Genomic DNA, 19,199 nt, shown 5'->3' with positions numbered 1-19,199 from the left:
GAGGACCGGCCACCGATGATGTTCGTTCTGGGCGTCGTGCTGTTCGCCCTCGGCATCGCCGTATCCATCGCCCTGCACGAGGCCGGGCACATGTGGACCGCGCAGCGCCTCGGGATGAAGGTGCGACGCTACTACATCGGGTTCGGGCCGCGGCTGTACTCGTTCCGTCGCGGCGAGACCGAGTACGGCCTCAAGGCGATCCCTGCGGGCGGCTTCTGTGACATCGCGGGCATGACGGCACTCGACGAACTTGCCCCCGACGAGCACGACCGCGCCATGTTCAAGCAGAAGGCGTGGAAACGCGTCGTGGTGATGTCCGGCGGCATCGCGATGAACTTCGTCCTCGGCATGGCGCTGATCTTCGGGCTCGCCGTGGCATGGGGTCTGCCCCGGCTGGGGGAGACCCCGGCGGAGATCGGGGAACTCTCGTGCGTCGCACCGACTCAGGCCGGTGAGGCCGGGGGCTACGAGCTGGCCCCGTGCAGCGGGCCGGGTCCCGCTGCGTCCGCGGGCCTCGAGGTCGGGGACGTCGTGGTCTCCGTCGGCGGCACCGAGGTCGCGACGTTCGCGGACCTGGTCGAGGCCACCCGCGCCGCGACCGGGACGGTGGATTTCGTCGTCGAGCGCGACGACCGCACGCTGACGATCCCGGTGCCGGTCGAGTCCGCCCAGCGTTGGGTGCAGGACCCCGAGACGGGCGCGATCACCTCGGAGACCGTCAGCGCGATCGGTGTCGCTGCACCGCCGTCCGTCACCGAGTACAACGCGTTCACCGCGGTCGGTGGCACGCTGCGGTTCACCGGCGACATGTTCGTCCTCACCGCGCAGGCCCTCGCCGACCTGCCGAGCAAGGTGGGGGCGCTGTGGGAGTCGGTGACGGGCGGCGAACGCGATCCCGACACCCCGATCAGCGTCGTCGGCGCATCCGTCATCGGTGGGCAGGTCGCCGAGCGGGGCATCTGGCAGATGTTCGTCCTGCTGCTCGCGCAGCTGAACTTCTTCCTGGGCATGTTCAACCTGCTCCCCCTGCTGCCCCTCGACGGCGGCCACATCGCCGTGGTCGCCTACGAGAAGGTCCGCAACTGGATCCGGGGGCTGCGCGGGCTGCCGGTCGGGGGTCCGGTCGACTACACGAAGCTGCTGCCCGTCACCTACGTGTTCGTCCTCATCGGCGGCGCGTTCATGCTGCTGACACTCACCGCGGACATCGTCAACCCCATCCAGCTGTTCTGACCCGCATCGCTAGAATTGCCGCGTAGCTACGAAAGAAGGCGAAACGTGACCAGCCCCGTCGGTTTGGGCATGCCCGAAGTCCCCGCCGTTCTCGCGCCCCGGCGCAGGACCCGTCAGCTGATGGTCGGCGACGTCGGCGTGGGCAGCGACCACCCGGTGTCGGTGCAGTCGATGTGCACCACCAAGACGCACGACATCAACGCAACGTTGCAGCAGATCGCCGAGCTCACCGCGTCCGGTTGCGACATCGTCCGCGTCGCGTGCCCGCGGCAGGAGGACGCCGACGCGCTCGCCGCGATCGCGAAGAAGAGCCAGATCCCGGTCATCGCCGACATCCACTTCCAGCCGCGCTACATCTTCGCCGCCATCGACGCCGGGTGCGCCGCCGTGCGCGTCAACCCCGGCAACATCAAGGAGTTCGACGGCCGCGTCAAGGAGGTCGCCAGGGCGGCCGGCGACGCAGGCATCCCGATCCGTATCGGCGTCAACGCCGGCTCGCTGGATCCGCGCATCCTGAGCAAGTACGGCAAGGCCACGCCGGAAGCACTCGTCGAGTCCGCGCTGTGGGAGGCGAGCCTGTTCGAGGAGCACGGCTTCGGCGACATCAAGATCTCGGTCAAGCACAACGACCCGGTCGTGATGGTCGAGGCCTACCGCCAGCTCGCCGCGCAGTGCGACTACCCGCTGCACCTCGGCGTGACCGAGGCCGGGCCCGCCTTCCAGGGCACGATCAAGTCGGCCGTCGCGTTCGGTGCGCTGCTGGGCGAGGGCATCGGCGACACCATCCGGGTGTCGCTGTCGGCGCCGCCGGCCGAGGAGATCAAGGTCGGCACCCAGATCCTGCAGTCGCTGAACCTGCGGCCCCGCAAGCTCGAGATCGTCTCGTGCCCGTCGTGCGGCCGGGCGCAGGTCGACGTGTACACCCTGGCCAACGAGGTCACCGCCGGCCTCGAGGGCATGGAGGTGCCCCTGCGGGTCGCGGTCATGGGCTGCGTCGTCAACGGCCCCGGGGAGGCCCGCGAGGCCGATCTCGGTGTCGCGTCCGGCAACGGCAAGGGCCAGATCTTCGTCAAGGGCAAGGTCGTCAAGACCGTCCCCGAGGCCCAGATCGTCGAGACGCTGATCGAGGAGGCCATGCGCATCGCCGAGGAGATGGAGAGTGACGCCGGCACCGGAAACCCGGTGGTCTCGGTCGGCTGAACCGGTTCGGCGGCGCAGGACTCCCGCGCGGCCCCGGCTTCTGGCAGTCTGATTGCGTATCCGCAGTCGACAGGTGGTGGGACGTGCTCAAGCTTCTGGGAGTCCGGTCTCTCGGTGGCCGTGACACCGCACACGTGTTGCGGGTGCTGGCCCGCGATCCGGTGGCGGCGTGCATGGTGGCCGGGCGGATCGAGGAGTACGGCCTCGATTCCCGCGCCGTCGGCGGCGACATGTGGAGCCGGGGCGGACCCGACGACTCGCTGTGCTTCTCGGGAGCGAACCTCGTTCCGCTGCTCGGCGACCGCGACGATCTGCACGCCTTCGCGGACCGCGCCGCCCGCGGCCCCCGCCTGTGCTCGTCGCTCGTCGGCCGGGCCGAACTCGCGTTGCCGATGTGGGAGGTCCTCCAACCGGAATGGGGTCCTGCGCGCGAGGTGCGGGCCGAGCAGCCGCTGCTGGTACTCGACCGGGAACCGTGCGTCGTCCCCGACCCGCTGGTGCGCCGCGTGCGGCCGGAGGAGATCGACGCCTACATGCCGGCCGCGATCGCGATGTTCCGTGAGGAGGTCGGCGTCGACCCGTGCGCGGGCGACGGGGGCTCGGGCTACCGCCGCCGGGTGCAGAGCCTGATCGCCACCGGACGGGCGTGGGCCCGCTTCGAGCACGGCCGGGTCGTGTTCAAGGCCGAGATCGGCTCCCAGTCGTCGTCGGTGGGGCAGATCCAGGGCGTGTGGGTGGACCCCGGCAGGCGCGACGCCGGCCTCGGCTCGACCGGCACCGCGGCCGTCGCCGCCGCCGTCACCGCCGACGGCCGGCTGCCGAGCCTGTACGTCAACAGCTTCAATCACCGGGCCCGCGCGGCCTACGCCCGTATCGGCTTCCGTCAGGTCGCGACGTTCTGCACGGTGCTGCTGGACTGAGGGGCGCTCCGCCCGGCCCGTGTCCGAGGGGCCGCTCCGGGCCGCTCCGCCCGGCCCGTGTCGCCTCCCCGATCCGAGCGCCGCCGGTCCTACGATGACGGCGATGAGAACTCGATCCGCCCGCGTCTCGGCCCTGCTCGTCCCGGCACCGCGTCGACTGCTGCGGCGCGGGGCGGTCCTGGTGGCCGCCGTCGCGCTGGCCGGCGGGGTCGTCGCGTGTACCCCGAAGCCGGCCGGACCCGAGCCCGCCGCACGGGAGTTCCTCACCGACTTCGCCGACCGGGACTTCGCCGCGGCCGCCGCCCTGACCGACCGTCCCGAGCCGGCCGAGGAGGCGCTGGCGGAGACGTGGGCGGGGCTGCAGGCGGAGACGCTGGCGGTGGACACCGACGGTGTGCGGATCGACGGGGACACCGCGACGGTCACCTACGTCTACGAGTGGGGCCTGCCCGGTGCGCGCGTGTGGCGGTACTCCGGCGAGATGAACATGGGCCGCAGCGGGGACGACTGGGTGGTCCGCTGGACCCGGTCGAACCTGCATCCCCAGCTCGGCGACCGGCAGCGGATGCAGCTACGGACCAATCCCGCCCCGCGCGCGCGGGTCAACGAGCATTCCGGCTCGGACGTGCTCGTCCCGGGCATCGTCTACGGTATCGGCTTCGACGCCACGGCGGGCGGTGACGTCCGGGGCGCGGCGCGGGCGTTGTCGGCCGCGCTGACGCAGTTCGACCCGTCGCTGACCGCGCAGTCGATCGCCGAGACCGCGACCGCCGCCGACGGCGCCCACTCGGTCGTGCGGCTGCGTGAGGAGGACTACGAACGCGTCGCCGACACCCTCGCGGCGATTCCCGGCGTCACGATCACCGAGCAGGCCGACCTCGTCTCCACCGACCGCAGCTTCGCCCCCGACCTGGTCGGCCAGATCAAGAAGACCGTGATCGACGAGGTGGACGGCAAGGCCGGGTGGAGCGTGGTCGCCGTCAACCAGAACGGCGTCGACACCGGTGTGCTCACCGAGACCCCGCCCGAACCGGCGCCGTCGTTCTCCATCAGCCTGGACCGTCCCATCCAGGTGGCGGCGCAGGCCGCCGTCGACGCCCGCGCGGAACAGGCGATGATGGTGGTGATCGAGGCCTCCACCGGCGCGGTCCTCGCCGTCGCGCAGAACAAGGCGGCCGACCGCGACGGACCGGTCGCGCTGGCGGGGCAGTACCCTCCCGGCTCCACCTTCAAGATCATCACCTCGGGCGCCGCCATCTCCAGCGGTCTCGCCACTCCGGGCACCATGGTGGCCTGCCCGGGACGGATCACGATCGGCGAGCGCAGCGTCCCCAACTACAACGAATTCTCGGTCGGCACCGTGCCGATGGCGACGGCGTTCGCGCGCTCGTGCAACACCTCGTTCGCCAAACTCGCCTCCGAGATGGCGCCCGACGCCCTCACCGTCGCGGCCGCGCAGTTCGGCATCGGACCCGAGTACGAGGTGGTGGGCATGCCCACGTTCTCCGGGTCGGTGCCGCCGGCCGAGGACCTGGTCCAGCGCGCCGAGGACGGCTTCGGTCAGGGCAAGGTCGTCGTCAGCCCGTTCGGGATGGCCTTGGCCGCCGCGACCGTCGCGCACGGCAGCGCACCCGTGCCCTACCTGTTGCAGGGACGCGAGACCGCCGTCACCGGCGACCGGCCGCCCGTCACCCCGGAGATGATCGACGGCCTGCGCGGCATGATGCGGCTGGTGATCACCAGCGGCACCGCCGACCGCATCCGCGACCAGGGCGAGGTGTACGGCAAGACGGGTGAGGCGGAGGTCGAGGGTGGCTCCCACGCGTGGTTCGTCGGCTACCGCGGCGACCTGGCGTTCGCGACGCTCGTCGTACGCGGCGGCAGCTCCGACAACGCCGTCGCCGTCACCCGCGACATGTTCGCGGCCCTGCCGGAGGGGTACTGACCGGCTCTGCCGGAGGGGGGTGCTGACCGGCCCTGCCGGAGCGGGGTACTGACCGGCCGGGTGGGGCTGCCGGCGGTACCCGGACGAGCCACCGGCCGGACCGGTCAGGGCAGCAGACCCAGGCGCCGCGCGGACACCACCGCCTCGTGCCGGGTGTGGGCGTCGAGCTTGCCCATCGCGCTGCGCAGGTAGCTCTTGACCGTCTCCGGGCCGACCGACAGCCGGTCTGCGATCTCGGCGTTGGTGCATCCCAGTGCCACGTGCGCGAGCACGTCGGTCTCGCGCGGAGAGAGCACCACGTCGGTCTGTCTCGGGGCCGGGTTGCCGAGCGCCCCGGCGAGCCGGTCCGACAGGGCCCGCAGCTTGCGCTGCAGGCCGGCGTCCTCCACGGACTGGGCGAGGCCGCGCAGTTCCGCGTGCACGTCCCGGATTTCGGCTGCCGCGACCGGGCTCTCGGACGGCCGATCGAGGGAACCGAGCATCGCCAGCCGCCGGTCCACCTCGTCCCGGACGGCGATCTCGCCGCTGAGCCGGCGCGCCGCCTGCACGAAGGCCCCCACCGCGCGATCGCCGAGCGGGGAGCTCTCCCGGATCGCGCCGTAGAGGACGGCGCGGGCCGCCCCTCCCACCATCACCGGAACCGCGAGGATCGAGCGCAGCCCCTCGCTGAGCACGGGCCGGTCGAAGTGGTGGGTGATCGAGGGCGACCGGCCGTAGTCGGGCACCGTCGCCGGCCGGGCCCGGTCCACCACGAGGCCGCCCAGGCCCGCCCGCGGCGGCACCACGACCCCCTCGAGGCCGTTCGTGCGGGTGCCGAAGAACTCGGTCAGGTGCAGGTTTCCGTCGCGGACCTCCCCGGCGAACACGACGGGGATCAGCGCTTCCGCCGCGGTACGGCGGAGCTCGCCGCGCAGTGCGTCGCTGTCACGGGGACGGAGGAGAGGCGAGGTGCCGGCCGGCGCCATCGGTCACCCCTTTCCGGGGGTATCGGGACGTACTTGTGACTTGGATCATAAAGGAATCGATCCTCGGGGCGTTCACCCCGGGGCGCTTCACGAGAGGACGGATTCGATGACCACCGAGACCACCGCGCGTGCGCATTCCGAGCAGGAGGCACGGGTGCGGGAACTGCTGGACCGCTACGACACCGCCGACGCGTGTGCCGCACAGCTGCTGTGCGACGGGCATCCCGCGGATGCCGTCGCGTTCACGGTGGTCGAGGCGGACCTGAGCGCGACCGATCTGACGTTCGGGTACCTGCGTGAGCAGTCCTCCCGATTCGCCGCGGCCCTGGCCGACCTCGGCGTCGAGCCCGGCGACCACGTCGCCACCCTGATGGGCAAGTCCGCGGACCTCGTCGTGGCGTTGCTCGGCATCTGGCGCCGCGGTGCCGTGCACGTGCCGCTGTTCACCGCGTTCGCACCCCCGGCGATCGGGTTCCGGCTGCAGGCCAGCGGCGCGAAGGTCGTGGTCTCGGACGCCGACCAGGTCGGCAAGCTCGCGCCCGGCGAGGACATCCCCGCCGACGCGCCCTGGCAGATCGTCGTCGCCGGTCACGCCGAGGGCGGTGCCGCCGGCATCGGAGTGAGCTTCGCCGACCTGGTGGCCTCGCACAGCGCGGACGATCCGCGCGGCGCCGCGGTCGCCGTCGGCGGGCACGGCGGGCTCGTGCAGCTGTTCACCTCCGGCACGACCGGCACCCCGAAGGGCGTGCCCGTGCCGGTGCGGGCGCTCGCGTCGTTCCACGCCTACCTGGACTTCGGCCTCGACGTGCGTGAGGACGACGTGTTCTGGAACGCCGCCGATCCGGGCTGGGCCTACGGGCTCTACTACGCGCTGCTCGCGCCGCTGGCCGCCGGGGTGCGCAGCCTGCTGCTGCATGCCGGTTTCTCCGCCGCCCTCACCTGGCAGGTGATGGAGAAGTTCGGCGTCACCAACTTCGCGGCCGCGCCCACCGTCTACCGCAGCCTGCGGGCGGACTCGGCGCCCGTGCCGGAGTCGATCTCGCTGCGCCGCGCGTCGTCCGCCGGCGAGCCGCTCACGCCCGACGTCGTGGCGTGGTCGGAGCAGACGCTCGGCGCGGTGGTGCGCGACCACTACGGGCAGACCGAGCACGGCATGTTCGTCGTCAACGCGTGGGCCGACGGACTGCGCGAGGAGGTGCGGCCCGGGTCGATGGGCAAGCCGCTGCCGGGCTGGTCCTGCGCCGTGCTCTCCGACGACTCGGACGATATCGCCGCCCCCGGCGTGCCCGGCCGCGTGGCGATCGACACCCACGCCAGCCCCCTGCTGTGGTTCACGGGGTACGTGGACGCCCCGGAGAAGACCGCGCAGCGGTTCACCGAGGACGGCCGCTGGTACCTCACCGGCGATGCCGGGCAGGTCGACGAGGACGGATTCTTCTACTTCTCGGCCCGCGACGACGACGTGATCATCATGGCGGGCTACCGGATCGGCCCGTTCGACGTCGAGAGCGTGCTGGTGATGCACGAGCACGTCGTCGAGGCCGCCGTCGTCGGCATGCCCGACCAGCTGCGCGGTGAGGTGCTCGAGGCGTTCGTGGTGCTGCGCGACGGTGTCGACGGCACCGAGGAGCTCGAGGCGGAGCTGCAGCAGCTGGTCAAGCGCAAGTTCGCGGCGCACGCCTACCCGCGGACCGTGCACTTCGTGCCCCGGCTGCCGAAGACGCCCAGCGGCAAGATCCAGCGCTACATCCTGCGCCAGGGCTGAGCCCCCGGGCGGGGGCGGTGCGGCCGCCGGGCCGCGTCGCCCCCGCTGCGCGGGGCCTATTCTGGTGAGCATGCCTGTTCGCACCGCACTCGTCCCCGGAACCGTCTCGCCCGTCCGTGCCGTCCCCAACGGGATCGAGCGACCGGAGTACGCATGGAAGCCGACGGCGAAGGAAGGCCACGAGCCGTGGGTGCAGACCCCGGAGACCATCGAGAAGATGCGGGTCGCCGGCCGCATCGCTGCGCAGGCACTGGCCGAGGCGGGCAAGGCCGTCGCGCCGGGTGTGACCACGGACGAGCTGGACCGCATCGCCCACGAGTACATGTGCGACCACGGCGCGTACCCCTCCACGCTGGGCTACAAGGGGTTCGCCAAGTCGTGCTGCACGTCGCTGAACGAGGTGATCTGCCACGGCATTCCGGATTCGACGGTGATCGAGGACGGTGACATCGTCAACATCGACGTCACCGCCTACATCGGGGGAGTGCACGGCGACACCAATGCCACGTTCCTGGCGGGGAACGTCTCCGAGGAGCACCTCCTGCTGGTCGAGCGGACCCGTGAGGCGACGATGCGGGCGATCAAGGCCGTCAAGCCGGGCCGGGCTCTCAACGTCGTCGGCCGGGTCATCGAGGCCTACGCGAACCGGTTCGGGTACGGGGTGGTGCGCGACTTCACCGGTCACGGCATCGGCGAGACGTTCCACAACGGGCTGGTGATCCTGCATTACGACCAGCCGTCCGTCGACACCGTGCTCGAACCGGGAATGGTGTTCACGATCGAGCCGATGATCAATCTCGGCACGGTGGACTACGAGATCTGGGACGACGGCTGGACCGTGGTCACCCAGGACCGCAAGTGGACCGCCCAGTTCGAGCACACCATCGTGGTCACCGACACCGGGGCGGAGATCCTCACGCTGCCGTGACTCGGCCGGGTGCCGGCGGACTCGGCCGGGTGCCGGCGGCATCGCCGTGTCGCGTACCGTGCTTCGGCATGGAACCGACTGACGTGGCGATCCCGGCCGGCACCTTCACCGTTCGAATCGACGGCCCCGAGAGCCGGCACGCGGTGCTGTTGCTGCCCGGCGCCGGGGAATCCGCCGACGTCTACGACGCGGTGTGCGAGCGGCTGCACCATTCGGATCTGCGGACGTTCGTGCCCGAGACCATCGAGGGCCTCGACGTCGCGGGCGTGCACGCGCTGCTCGACGCCCTGAAGCTGCCGTGGGTGCACCTCGTCGGCAGCGGCGCCGGAGCGGAGCTGGCGTGGGCCGTCGCGTCGGGCCGGTTCGGCCGGTTCGCCAGCCTCGTCGTCGCCGACCGGGGCCATCCGGCGGTGCCGGACGTCGAGGGCGTCGTGCGGGACGCGAGCGCAGCCCCCGCCGAGGTCCCCACCACCGTGCTCGTGGGCAGCGCTGCGCGCCGCGCGGAGGCCGACGCATCGATGCGGTACGTCCTGTCGGAGTTCCGCGTCGTCGAGCTGAGCGGGGTGGGCAACATCCCGGCCGAGGCGCCGGCGGAGCTGGCCAGCGCGATCGCCCTGCGCACCGGCAGCTGGTAGCAGCGGGCGGCTTTGCCGCCGGTGCGTCCTTCGGGTGGTGGGAGCCGCCCAAAGGACACACCGGTCACAACCCGAGGAGAGCGTTCTCGACGAGTTCCGGCAGGGCCGGGTGGATCCAGTACTGGCCGGTGGCCGTCTCCCGCGCGGTGAGACCGAAGCTCATCGCCTGGATCAGCGGCTGGATCACCGACGACGCCTGTGCGCCCAGGATGTGCGCGCCGAGCAGCTTGCCCGTGGCGCGGTCGGCGATCACCTTGCAGAAGCCCTCGGTGTCCTCCATCGCCCAGCCGTACGCGACGTCGCCGTAGTACTGGATCTTCACCGCGACGTCGTAGCCCTGGAGGCGGGCCTGCTCCTCGGTCAGCCCGACCGTCGCGATCTGCGGGTCGGTGAACACCGCGGAGGGCACGAAGCGGTGGTCCGAGCGGCGCAGCGCGGAGGTGTCCCCGCCCCACGCGTCGTGGAGCAGGTTGTGCTGCACGACCCGAGCCTCGTGGTTCGCGACGTGCTTGAGCTGGTGCGGCGACGAGACGTCGCCGAGCGCGAAGACCCCGCGCGCGGTGGTCCGCTGGAACTCGTCCACCACGATCCGGCCGTCCTCGTGCAGCGCGAGGCCGCCGGCGGCGGCGTCCAGTGCGTCCCCGTTGGGCGTGCGTCCCACCGCGACGAGCAGCGCGTCGCCGCTGACGGTGGTGCCGTCGGCCAGTTCCACCTCGACGCCGTCGCCGACGGCGCGGAAGGCGGTCGCGGGGTTGGACAGGTGCACGTCCCACCGGTCGGTGGCCAGGCCGGTGAAGTGCTCGGCGAGGTCGTGGTCGAGATGCCGCAGCAGTTGACCGGTGCGGGCCAGCACCGACACCCGGGTGCCGAGGGCGGAGAAGACGTGTGCGAACTCCATCGCGATGAACCCGGAGCCGAGGATCACGAGCGACTCGGGCAGCTTCGGCAGCCGCATGATGTCGTCGTTGGTGTAGTAACGCACCCCGCCGTCGAGTACCTCCTGCGGGATCACGGGCCGCGCGCCCGCGGCGACGACGATCTGGTCGGCGGTGATGATCTCCCCGGTGCCGGTGTCGAGGGTGCGCTCGCCGACGAACCGGGCGTGCCCGCGGTGGACGGTGACGTTCGCGCAGTCCTCGGTGCGGTAGCGCTCCCCGCCGGCCGCGATCGGGTCGATCCGGCCGAACACGCGGTCGACGAGGTCGTTCCACCGGACCCCGTCGACCGTCGCGTCCACCCCGTACTTCGCGGCCTTGCGCACGGTCTGCGCGACCTCCGCCGCGTAGACGTACATCTTGGTGGGGATGCAGCCGACGTTGAGGCAGGTGCCGCCGAAGGTGCCCTGCTCGAGGATGGCCACCGTCTTGCCGTCGTATCGCTCGTCGACGATCGAGTTTCCGGATCCGGTGCCGATGATGGCCAGGTCGTAGTGGCTCACTGTTCTCCCGTAGGTCAGGTTCGCGCGGACGGTCACAGGGTTCTGCTGTGACCGTCCAACCAGTCCAGCCACAGATCCAATTCCCGGAATGCCACCTCGAGGACCTCCGGTGTGGAGAGGAACACATCGTGGCGGGCACCGGTGATCGGGACGATCGTCGTGCGGTCGCCCAGGCACCCGGCCCAGCGGGCGATCTGCTTGACGTCGAGGACGGCGTCGGCGGTGTCCACCGTGGGGTCGTACGCCGGGGCCCAGCGCGTGTCCTTCGACCGCAGGATCAGCGAGGGGACCCCGACGTCGAGACCGCGGTGCAGCCTCGCGTGGCCGCGACGGACCGCGCGGAGCCAGCCGAACGTGACGGGGAACCCGGCCAGCGGCTTCCAGTCCAGGTCGTACTCCCACTGGCCGTTGGCGTTCCTGTGCAGGCTCATCCCGTAGGTGTCCAGGCTCTGCCCCGGGATGACGGCTCGGCTGCGGACCCGGCCGACGGTGTCGACCGCGACGGTGCCGAGGCTGCGCAGGATCGACGGCCCCTGCAGGTCGAACCACGGGCTGTTGAGGATCAGGCCCTGGATCCCGGCGCCGCCCGTGCCGCCGGGCCGGCGGTTGATCCGGTCGAGCCACAGCGGCAGGACCAGACCGCCGGTGGAATGCGCCACGAGGAGGATGCCGCCGCTCACCTCGCTGCGGACGGCCCGCAGCGCCTCCTCGAGCTCGGCGTCGTAGTAGGTCAGGTCGGTGACGAAGTGCGGCGTCTGCCCCGGTTGCCGGGAGCGGCCGCACTTGCGCAGGTCCAGGGCGAAGAAGCGGTATCCCTGGGCTGCGAAGTGCTCGGCGAGATGCTGCTGGAAGAAGTAGTCGGTGAATCCGTGCACGTAGATCACGGCACGGTCCGGGGCGGACTCGCCGCCGGGGTAGACGGCCGGCTGATAGCGGACGAGGGTGGCGGTGACCTCGCCCTCGCCGTCCGGATCGGGGCCGAGAGGCAGCGTGAGCTGCTCGTATCCGTCGCCGAGGATATCGGGCATCCAAGTAGTCACGATCACACTGTATTGGTCACTACGCGGACCTGTCGTGGGGGCACAATTGGGTGAAGACAAACGCCGGACAACGCGCGGGTAACCTGTTCGTCGCAGTCGGCGCGGCCGCGACGTCGCCGGGATCCGCGAGTGCAGCGAGACCCCGGCCGGCGAGCACGGACGTGCACGGGACACTCACGCGGAGCAGTGCGGAACGCAACGGCGCGTGCGAACAGACAAGGAAGTCGATCCTCCAGTGTCAGAGAACGTGGTAGAGGCCAAGACCGATGTAGTGCTCGTGGGCGCGGGCATCATGAGCGCGACGCTCGGCGCAATCCTGCGCCGGCTGCAGCCCGACTGGTCCATCACCGCCTTCGAGCGGCTCGACGCCGCCGCGGCGGAGAGCAGCGATCCCTGGAACAACGCAGGCACCGGTCACTCGGCGCTGTGCGAGCTGAACTACACGCCTGCCAAGCCGGGCGGTGGTGTGGACATCGCCAAGGCGATCAACGTCAACGAGCAGTTCCAGGTCTCGCGCCAGTTCTGGGCGTTCGCGGTGGACAACGGCATCCTCACCGATCCCAAGAACTTCATCAATCCCGTTCCGCACGTCAGCTTCGTCCACGGCGCCGACAACGTGAAGTACCTGCGTGCCCGCTACGACGCGCTGGCCGGGCACCCGCTCTTCGCCGGCATGGAGTACTCGGAGAGCCCCGAGTACTTCTCCGAGCGGTTGCCCCTGATGGCGCAGGGCCGTGACTTCTCCGAGCCCATCGCGCTGAACTGGACCCAGGACGGCACCGACGTCGACTTCGGTGCCCTCACCAAGCAGCTGCTGAACAACGTCGCCGCGTCGGGCGGCACCGTGCACTTCGGCCACGACGTGACCGACCTGGACAAGCAGTCCGACGGCAGCTGGATCGTCAAGGTCCGCAACCGCCGCACCGGACAGGCCCGCAAGGTGCATGCCCGGTTCGTGTTCGTCGGGGCGGGCGGCGGAGCACTGCACCTGCTGCAGAAGTCGGGTATCGCGGAGGCCAAGGGCTTCGGCGGCTTCCCCGTCTCCGGCCAGTTCCTGCGCTGCACCAACCCGGAGCTGATCGCCATGCACAGCGCGAAGGTGTACGGCAAGGCGGCCGTGGGTGCGCCGCCGATGTCGGTTCCGCACCTCGACACGCGCGTGATCGGCGGCAAACAGGGTCTGTTGTTCGGCCCGTACGCCGGCTGGTCCCCGAAGTTCCTCAAGAACGGCAAGCTCACCGACCTGCCCGGCTCGGTCAAGCCCAACAACCTGCTCTCGATGATCGGCGTCGGCCTCACCGAGATGGGGCTGACCAAGTACCTGATCGGTGAGCTGATGCAGTCGCCGCGCGACCGCATCGGCACCCTCGGCGAGTTCGTGCCGCAGGCCCGCATGGCGGACTGGGAGCTCATCACCGCCGGTCAGCGGGTGCAGGTGATCCGCCGCAAGGGCGCGGGTGGAGTGCTCGAGTTCGGCACCGCCGTGGTCAATGCCGGCGACGGCACGATCGCCGGTCTGCTCGGCGCGTCCCCCGGCGCCTCGACCGCCGTTCCGGCGATGCTCGACGTCCTCGAGCGCTGCTTCCCCGACCGGTGGACGGCGTGGCAGGACACCCTCAAGGAGATGGTGCCGTCCCTCGGGGTCAAGCTGTCGGACGACACCGCGCTGTTCGACAAGGTCTGGCGCTGGGGCACCAAGTCCCTGCAGCTCGATGTCGCCTCCGCGGTGGACACCACCGCCCCGGCGGAGCCGGCGACGGTCTGACCGCCCTTCCTCCGAGGCGGCCTGCGAGGGTCTCGGCCGGGTCCGACCCTCGCGGGCCGCGCCGTCCGCCGGAACGTCGGGGCGCCCGCGCCGCGGCGGGATACCCTGATCCCAGTCGCTGAGAGGGGCGGGGCTGTGGGCACCGGTATGGAACGGATCTGGCTCGACAGTTACGCCGAGGGGGTGCCGTCGGATATCGCACCCCCCGAGCACTCGCTGGTCGACATGCTGGAGGCGTCGGTCGCTCGGTTCGGGCCCCGTCCGGCGCTCGAGTTCTTCGGCGCGGAACTGACCTATTCGCAACTCGGCGACCGGGTGCACCGTGCCGCGGAGGGGCTGCGACGGCTCGGCGTGCGCCCCGGCGACCGGGTGGCGCTCGTCCTGCCGAACTGTCCGGAACACGTGATCGCGTTCTATGCGGTCCTGCGGATCGGCGGCGTGGTGGTCGAGCACAATCCGCTCTACACCGGCGAGGAGATGGCCCACCAGTTCGCGGACCACGGCGCCACGGTGGCGATCGCCTGGGACAAGGTCTGTCCGCTGTTGCAGCGGATCGCCGGGGCCGCGGCTGTCGAGCACATCGTGGCGGTGAACATCACCCGTTCGATGCCCTGGTCCAAGCGGCTCGCGCTCACCCTCCCCGTCCCGAGAGCGCGCACGTTGCGGGACGCACTGACGGGGCCGGCGCCGGGGACGATTCCGTGGCAGCGGTTGCTGGCCGACGGACCCCTCGACCCGGAGCATCCCGGCCCCGCCGTCGGCGATCTGGCGGTCGTCCAGTACACGAGCGGCACCACCGGCACCCCGAAGGGCGCGATGCTCACGCACGCGAACCTCGGTGCCAACGCCGCGCAGGGCCGCGCCTGGGTGCCGGGACTGGTCGACGGTGCAGAGGTCGTCTACGCGGTGCTGCCGATGTTCCACGCCTACGGGCTCACCCTGTGCGTGACCTTCGCGATGAGTATCGGCGCCCGTCTGGTGCTGTTCCCCAAGTTCGACGTGGATCTGGTGCTCGCCGCCGCGAAGAAGCATCCACCCACGTTCATGCCCGCGGTGCCGCCGATCTACGAGCGGCTCGCCCGTGCGGCCCGGGAGCGGTCGGTGGACCTGACGTCGGCACGCTGGTCCATTTCCGGGGCGATGCCCTTGCCGACGGAGACACTGGAACTGTGGGAGGCGGTCACCGGGGGTGTGCTGGTCGAGGGGTACGGGCTCACCGAGACGTCGCCGGTCGCGGTCGGCAATCCCATCGGACTCGCCCGCCGGCCCGGCGCCGTCGGAGTTCCCTTCCCGAGCACCGAGATCCGGGTGGTCGATCCGGCCGACCCTGCGCGCGACGTCGCACCCGGGGAGCGGGGAGAGCTGCTGCTCCGGGGACCGCAGGTGTTCTCCGGATACTGGAACAAGCCCGAACAGACGGCAGAGGCGCTGCTCGACGGCGGCTGGTTCCGGACCGGTGACATCGTCCAGGTCGACCGCGACGGATTCGTCACGGTCGTGGACCGGATCAAGGAACTGATCATCACCGGTGGCTTCAACGTCATGCCGTCCGAGGTCGAAGCGGCGCTGCGGCTGTTCCCGGGAGTGATCGACGCCGCCGTGGTGGGTCTGCCGGCTCCTGACGGCAGCGAGGAGGTGGTCGCGGCGGTGCTGGTCTCGGGCGACGACTTCGACCCCGAGGCGGCGCGGGAGCACTGCCGTTCGCGCCTGGCCGCCTACAAGGTCCCGCGGCGTGTGGTGGTGGTGGACGACCTGCCGCGGTCCCTGATCGGGAAGGTCCTCCGCCGGCAGGTCCGCGAGTCCCTCCTCGCCGGCTGAGTCCTCCGGACGCCGTGCGTGCCGGACCTGCGGCGTTCCTCACCAAGTTCGTACGGCGGATGGCGCCGCGATCGGCCCTGCCCGTAGTGTTTGTGCGTTCCACGCAGCGTGATCCGCGTTGCACACAGTGCCGAAAGATGGGAAGTGCCGGTGTCCAGTGCTGCCGAAGACGAGACCAACTACCTGGTCGGGCTCAATTTGCGGGGCCGGCGAGTGGTAGTGGTCGGGGGCGGCACCGTCGCACAGCGGCGGCTCGGTCTGCTCGTTGCCGCCGGTGCCCGGGTGCACGTGATCACCCGTGCGGCGACGCCCGCCGTCGAGGGCATGGCCACCGCCGGGCAGATCGCCCTGGAACTGCGCGACTACCGGGACGGGGATCTCGACGGCGCCTGGTACGCCATCGCCTGCACCGACGAACCGGACACCAACGCCGCGATCGTCGCCGAGGCCGAACGTCACCGCATCTTCTGCGTCCGGGCCGACAACGCCCGCCGCGGCACGGCCGTCACCCCGGCCACCGCCCACTACGACGGGATGACCGTCGGTGTGCTGGCCGGCGGCGACCACCGCCGCTCCGCGGCCGTGCGCACCGCGATCCGCGAGGCCCTGCAGTCCGGCGCCGTCGTCGCCGACGCCGAGCCCGCCCGCCCCGGGGTCGCGCTGGTCGGTGGCGGCCCGGGCGATCCCGACCTGATCACCGTCCGCGGGCGTCGCCTGCTGGCTCGCGCCGACGTCGTCGTCGCAGACCGGCTGGCCCCGCCGGAGCTGCTCGCCGAACTCGGCCCGCACGTCGAGGTGATCGACGCCGCCAAGATCCCCTACGGCCGGGCGATGGCGCAGGAGGCCATCAACCAGGCGCTGATCGACGGCGCCAAGGCCGGAAAGTTCGTCGTCCGGCTCAAGGGCGGCGACCCGTACGTGTTCGGCCGCGGCTACGAGGAACTCGAGGCGTGCGTCGCCGCCGGCGTGCCCGTGACCGTCGTTCCCGGCATCACCAGCGCCATCTCGGTGCCCTCCGCGGCCGGGATCCCGGTCACCCACCGCGGCGTCACTCACGAGTTCGTCGTGGTCAGCGGCCACGTGGCGCCCGACCACCCGGATTCGCTCACCGACTGGGGCGCGCTGGCTCGCCTGCGCGGCACACTCGTGCTGCTGATGGCGGTCGAGCGGATCGAGCAGTTCGCCGCCGCACTGCTCGAGGGCGGCCGGCCCGCGCAGACCCCGGTCACCGTGATCCAGGAGGGCACGCTGCGCACCCAGCGGGTGCTGCGCGCCGACCTGAAGACCGTCGCCGCCCGCGTCCGGGAGGAGCAGATCCGCCCGCCGGCCATCATCGTCATCGGACCGGTGGCCGGGTTCGACATCGGGCCGGTGGCCGGGCTCGCCTCGGGCGCTCGGTAACGTTGATCCACATGGCCGAAACCTCCTCGCCCGTGAGCTACCCCGTCACCACGCGTGCGCTGGGCCTGGCGATCATCGTCCTCAGCGGTCTGCAGTTGATGGTCGTGCTCGACGGCACGGTCGCCAATCTCGCGCTGGCGCCGCTGCAGGAGGACCTCGGTCTGAGTGACGCGGGCCGCAACTGGGTGCTCACGTCGTACGCCCTGAGCTACGGGGGGCTGATGCTCCTCGGCGGACGTCTCGGCGACGCCTTCGGCCGCAAACGCATGTTCATCGCCGGCGTCGGCCTGTTCACCGTCGCGTCGCTGCTGTGCGGCCTCGCCGTCAACGAGGGCACCCTGGTCGCGGCCCGCGCGCTGCAGGGTGTCGGCGCCGCCGTGGCCTCGCCCACGGCCCTGGCGCTGGTCGCCACCACCTTCGCGCCCGGGCCGGCCCGCAACCAGGCGATCGCCATCTTCGCGGCCATGACGGGCGTCGGATCGATCGCGGGGCTGATCATCGGCGGTGCCCTCACCGAGGTGTCCTGGCGCTGGATCTTCCTGATCAACGTGCCGATCGGGATGCTGATCGTGAGCCTCGCGGTGGTCGCGCTGCGCGAGACCGCCGCCGAGCGGTTGCCGCTGGACGTGCCGGGCGCGGTGCTCGCCACACTCGGCTGCACCGGTCTCGTCTTCGGGCTCACCGAGGGCCCGGAGATGGGGTGGACCAGTCCCGCGGTAGTCGGCGCGCTGATCACCGGTACCGCGCTGCTCGCGGTGTTCCTCGTCGTCGAGCGCCGCGCCGAGAACCCGCTGCTGCCGTTCGTGCTGTTCCGCAATGCGGACCGGGTCGCGACGTTCGTGTCCATCTTCTTCGCCGGTGCCGTCATGTTCAGCCTCGCCGCGTTCGTTGCCCTGTTCGTGCAGGACATCCTCGGCTACTCGCCGCTGCAGGCCGGCCTGGCGTTCGTGCCCTTCGCCTTCGGCCTGGGCGCCGCCGCGGCGGTCGCGTCGAAGCTGGCGGTGCGGGTGCGGCCCCGCTGGCTGGTCGTCACCGGAGCCCTGATCATGGCGGTCAGCCTCCTGTACGGGTCGACGATGTCGCACACCGTCGCCTACCTGCCGACGCTGTTCGTCCTGGTGCTCGTCGTCGGGTTCGGGGTGGGCCTGGCCGTGGTGCCACTGCCGCTGTGCGCGATCGCGGGCGTCGGCTCGCACGAGATCGGCCCGCTCGCGGCGATCGCCCAGGTGGCGCAGACCCTCGGCGGCCCCATCGGCCTGGCCGTGATCGGCGCGATGGCCACGTCCCGGACCCTGTCGCTGGGCGGCACGTCCGGCGCCGTCGCCGACATGGATCCCGGCCAGCTCTACGCGCTGGGGGAGGGCTACCTCTTCGCCCTCGTCGGCTGTGCGGTGTGCGCCGTGATCGCGGGTGCCGCGGCGCTGTTCATCCGCTTCACCCCCGAGCAGGTGGCGCAGGCCCAGGTGGCGGAGAAGGCGGCGCAGGGCGCGTAGCCCCCGACCCGGCCGCCGAGGTGTGTCCCGCGTGCCGTCCGGGTAGTCGAAGCACATGCTGTCCGCCCTCACCGACCGGGTCCGGTACTCGGCCTCGTGGACGGTTCGCGCGGCCCGCGAGCGGGGCCACGAGCGGCACGTCGCCACGCAGGCCGTGAAGGCCTCCGTAGCAGCGATGCTGGCCTGGCTCGTCGCGGCCGAGTGGCTCGCGCTGCCGCAGGCCTACCTCGCGCCGTATGTCGCGGTGTTCCTCGTCGAGACCACGGTGTTCCGGTCGGTCCGGCAGGCGGTCGTGCAGATGGGCATCGTCCTGTCCGGCGTGCTGCTCGCCGCGGCGGCGATCTCGCTCGTGCCCGGACGGACGCTGTCGATCGGTGTGGTCGTGCTCGTCGGCTGGTTCGTCGGCCGGTGGCGGGTGTTCGGCTCCAACGGGATCTGGGTGGCGATCACCGCCCTGTTCGTCATCGCGACGGGCGTCGCGGGCGATCCGGTGATGCTGGGGGACCGGCTGATCGAGACCGCGATCGGCGCGGCCTGCGGACTCGTGGTGACCGCGGCGCTGTTTCCGCCCGTCTACCCGGTTGGGGACGAACTCGGGGTACTCATCCGGGAGGCCCGAGCCCTGCTGTGCGACATGGCCGCCGGATTGGGCC

Annotated in this window: 15 protein-coding genes; 12 read left to right on the top strand and 3 right to left on the bottom strand. The window is 71.4% G+C overall.

What is annotated here, in order from left to right; translation table 11 throughout:
* Positions 1-15 precede the first annotated feature (15 nt).
* The 4 genes from G6038_RS21160 (at position 16) to G6038_RS21145 (ending at position 5,298) form a co-directional block, all read left to right on the top strand.
* Positions 16-1,233, top strand: a complete 1,218-nt coding sequence (locus G6038_RS21160; protein WP_165039738.1) for a site-2 protease family protein — start codon at positions 16-18, stop codon at positions 1,231-1,233.
* A 45-nt stretch (positions 1,234-1,278) separates the two neighbouring features.
* Entirely contained in the window at positions 1,279-2,433 is a 1,155-nt protein-coding gene (ispG, locus tag G6038_RS21155; RefSeq protein ID WP_165039737.1) for a flavodoxin-dependent (E)-4-hydroxy-3-methylbut-2-enyl-diphosphate synthase, read from the top strand.
* An 83-nt stretch (positions 2,434-2,516) separates the two neighbouring features.
* A complete protein-coding gene (locus G6038_RS21150; RefSeq protein WP_165039736.1) occupies positions 2,517-3,353 on the top strand; it encodes a GNAT family N-acetyltransferase in 837 nt (278 codons plus the stop codon).
* A gap of 103 nt (positions 3,354-3,456) precedes the next feature.
* Complete coding sequence (locus G6038_RS21145) at positions 3,457-5,298, top strand: penicillin-binding transpeptidase domain-containing protein (RefSeq protein WP_206025383.1); 1,842 nt, start codon at positions 3,457-3,459, stop codon at positions 5,296-5,298.
* A gap of 104 nt (positions 5,299-5,402) precedes the next feature.
* Here the strand turns inward: G6038_RS21145 and G6038_RS21140 are convergent, their stop codons facing one another.
* Positions 5,403-6,263: a LuxR C-terminal-related transcriptional regulator gene (locus G6038_RS21140; RefSeq protein WP_165039735.1), complete on the bottom strand. Its 861-nt coding sequence runs from the start codon at positions 6,261-6,263 to the stop codon at positions 5,403-5,405.
* A 106-nt stretch (positions 6,264-6,369) separates the two neighbouring features.
* Here G6038_RS21140 and G6038_RS21135 point away from each other — a divergent pair, with 106 nt between their 5' ends.
* The 3 genes from G6038_RS21135 (at position 6,370) to G6038_RS21125 (ending at position 9,591) form a co-directional block, all read left to right on the top strand.
* Positions 6,370-8,028 carry an AMP-binding protein gene (locus G6038_RS21135; protein ID WP_165039734.1) on the top strand — a complete coding sequence of 553 codons (1,659 nt, stop codon included), beginning with the start codon at positions 6,370-6,372 and terminating at the stop codon, positions 8,026-8,028.
* A 70-nt stretch (positions 8,029-8,098) separates the two neighbouring features.
* Entirely contained in the window at positions 8,099-8,956 is an 858-nt protein-coding gene (map, locus tag G6038_RS21130; protein ID WP_165039733.1) for a type I methionyl aminopeptidase, read from the top strand.
* 68 nt (positions 8,957-9,024) lie between these two features.
* Complete coding sequence (locus G6038_RS21125; RefSeq protein ID WP_165039732.1) at positions 9,025-9,591, top strand: alpha/beta hydrolase; 567 nt, start codon at positions 9,025-9,027, stop codon at positions 9,589-9,591.
* A gap of 64 nt (positions 9,592-9,655) precedes the next feature.
* On the opposite strand, the gene mtr is transcribed toward G6038_RS21125, so the two are convergent.
* Both mtr and G6038_RS21115 read right to left on the bottom strand, forming a co-directional pair.
* Positions 9,656-11,029, bottom strand: coding sequence for a mycothione reductase (mtr, locus tag G6038_RS21120; RefSeq protein ID WP_165039731.1), 1,374 nt, complete (start codon positions 11,027-11,029; stop codon positions 9,656-9,658).
* A gap of 32 nt (positions 11,030-11,061) precedes the next feature.
* Positions 11,062-12,069, bottom strand: coding sequence for an alpha/beta hydrolase (locus G6038_RS21115; RefSeq protein WP_346772876.1), 1,008 nt, complete (start codon positions 12,067-12,069; stop codon positions 11,062-11,064).
* Between the two features lie 235 nt (positions 12,070-12,304).
* On the opposite strand from G6038_RS21115, the gene mqo reads away from it, so the two are divergent.
* The 5 genes from mqo to G6038_RS21090 form a co-directional block, all read left to right on the top strand.
* Positions 12,305-13,834: a malate dehydrogenase (quinone) gene (gene mqo / locus G6038_RS21110; protein ID WP_165039730.1), complete on the top strand. Its 1,530-nt coding sequence runs from the start codon at positions 12,305-12,307 to the stop codon at positions 13,832-13,834.
* 135 nt (positions 13,835-13,969) lie between these two features.
* The gene (locus G6038_RS21105) at positions 13,970-15,652 is read left to right on the top strand and encodes a long-chain-fatty-acid--CoA ligase (protein WP_165039729.1); all 1,683 of its coding nucleotides are present in this window, start codon (positions 13,970-13,972) and stop codon (positions 15,650-15,652) included.
* A 150-nt stretch (positions 15,653-15,802) separates the two neighbouring features.
* Positions 15,803-17,053: a uroporphyrinogen-III C-methyltransferase gene (gene cobA / locus G6038_RS21100; RefSeq protein ID WP_165039728.1), complete on the top strand. Its 1,251-nt coding sequence runs from the start codon at positions 15,803-15,805 to the stop codon at positions 17,051-17,053.
* An 11-nt stretch (positions 17,054-17,064) separates the two neighbouring features.
* Complete coding sequence (locus tag G6038_RS21095; protein ID WP_006937416.1) at positions 17,065-18,546, top strand: MFS transporter; 1,482 nt, start codon at positions 17,065-17,067, stop codon at positions 18,544-18,546.
* 55 nt (positions 18,547-18,601) lie between these two features.
* Positions 18,602-19,199: FUSC family protein (locus G6038_RS21090; protein ID WP_206025379.1), on the top strand; the 598-nt coding region annotated here is incomplete at its 3' end.

It is taken from the genome of Rhodococcus sp. 14C212, from assembly GCF_011058195.1.
Taxonomy (GTDB): domain Bacteria; phylum Actinomycetota; class Actinomycetes; order Mycobacteriales; family Mycobacteriaceae; genus Rhodococcus; species Rhodococcus aetherivorans.
The sequence above is the reverse complement of the archived record's forward strand: the minus strand, read 5'-3'. Positions and strand labels throughout refer to the sequence as shown.

What these genes read in the sequence shown, in the direction of transcription:
- G6038_RS21160 (WP_165039738.1), top strand. Translation starts at nt 16, where the DNA reads ATGATGTTCGTTCTGGGCGTCGTGCTGTTCGCCCTCGGCATCGCCGTA.
- G6038_RS21145 (WP_206025383.1), top strand. Translation starts at nt 3,457, where the DNA reads ATGAGAACTCGATCCGCCCGCGTCTCGGCCCTGCTCGTCCCGGCACCG.
- G6038_RS21140 (WP_165039735.1), bottom strand. Translation starts at nt 6,263, where the DNA reads ATGGCGCCGGCCGGCACCTCGCCTCTCCTCCGTCCCCGTGACAGCGAC.
- G6038_RS21135 (WP_165039734.1), top strand. Translation starts at nt 6,370, where the DNA reads ATGACCACCGAGACCACCGCGCGTGCGCATTCCGAGCAGGAGGCACGG.
- map (WP_165039733.1), top strand. Translation starts at nt 8,099, where the DNA reads ATGCCTGTTCGCACCGCACTCGTCCCCGGAACCGTCTCGCCCGTCCGT.
- G6038_RS21125 (WP_165039732.1), top strand. Translation starts at nt 9,025, where the DNA reads ATGGAACCGACTGACGTGGCGATCCCGGCCGGCACCTTCACCGTTCGA.
- G6038_RS21095 (WP_006937416.1), top strand. Translation starts at nt 17,065, where the DNA reads ATGGCCGAAACCTCCTCGCCCGTGAGCTACCCCGTCACCACGCGTGCG.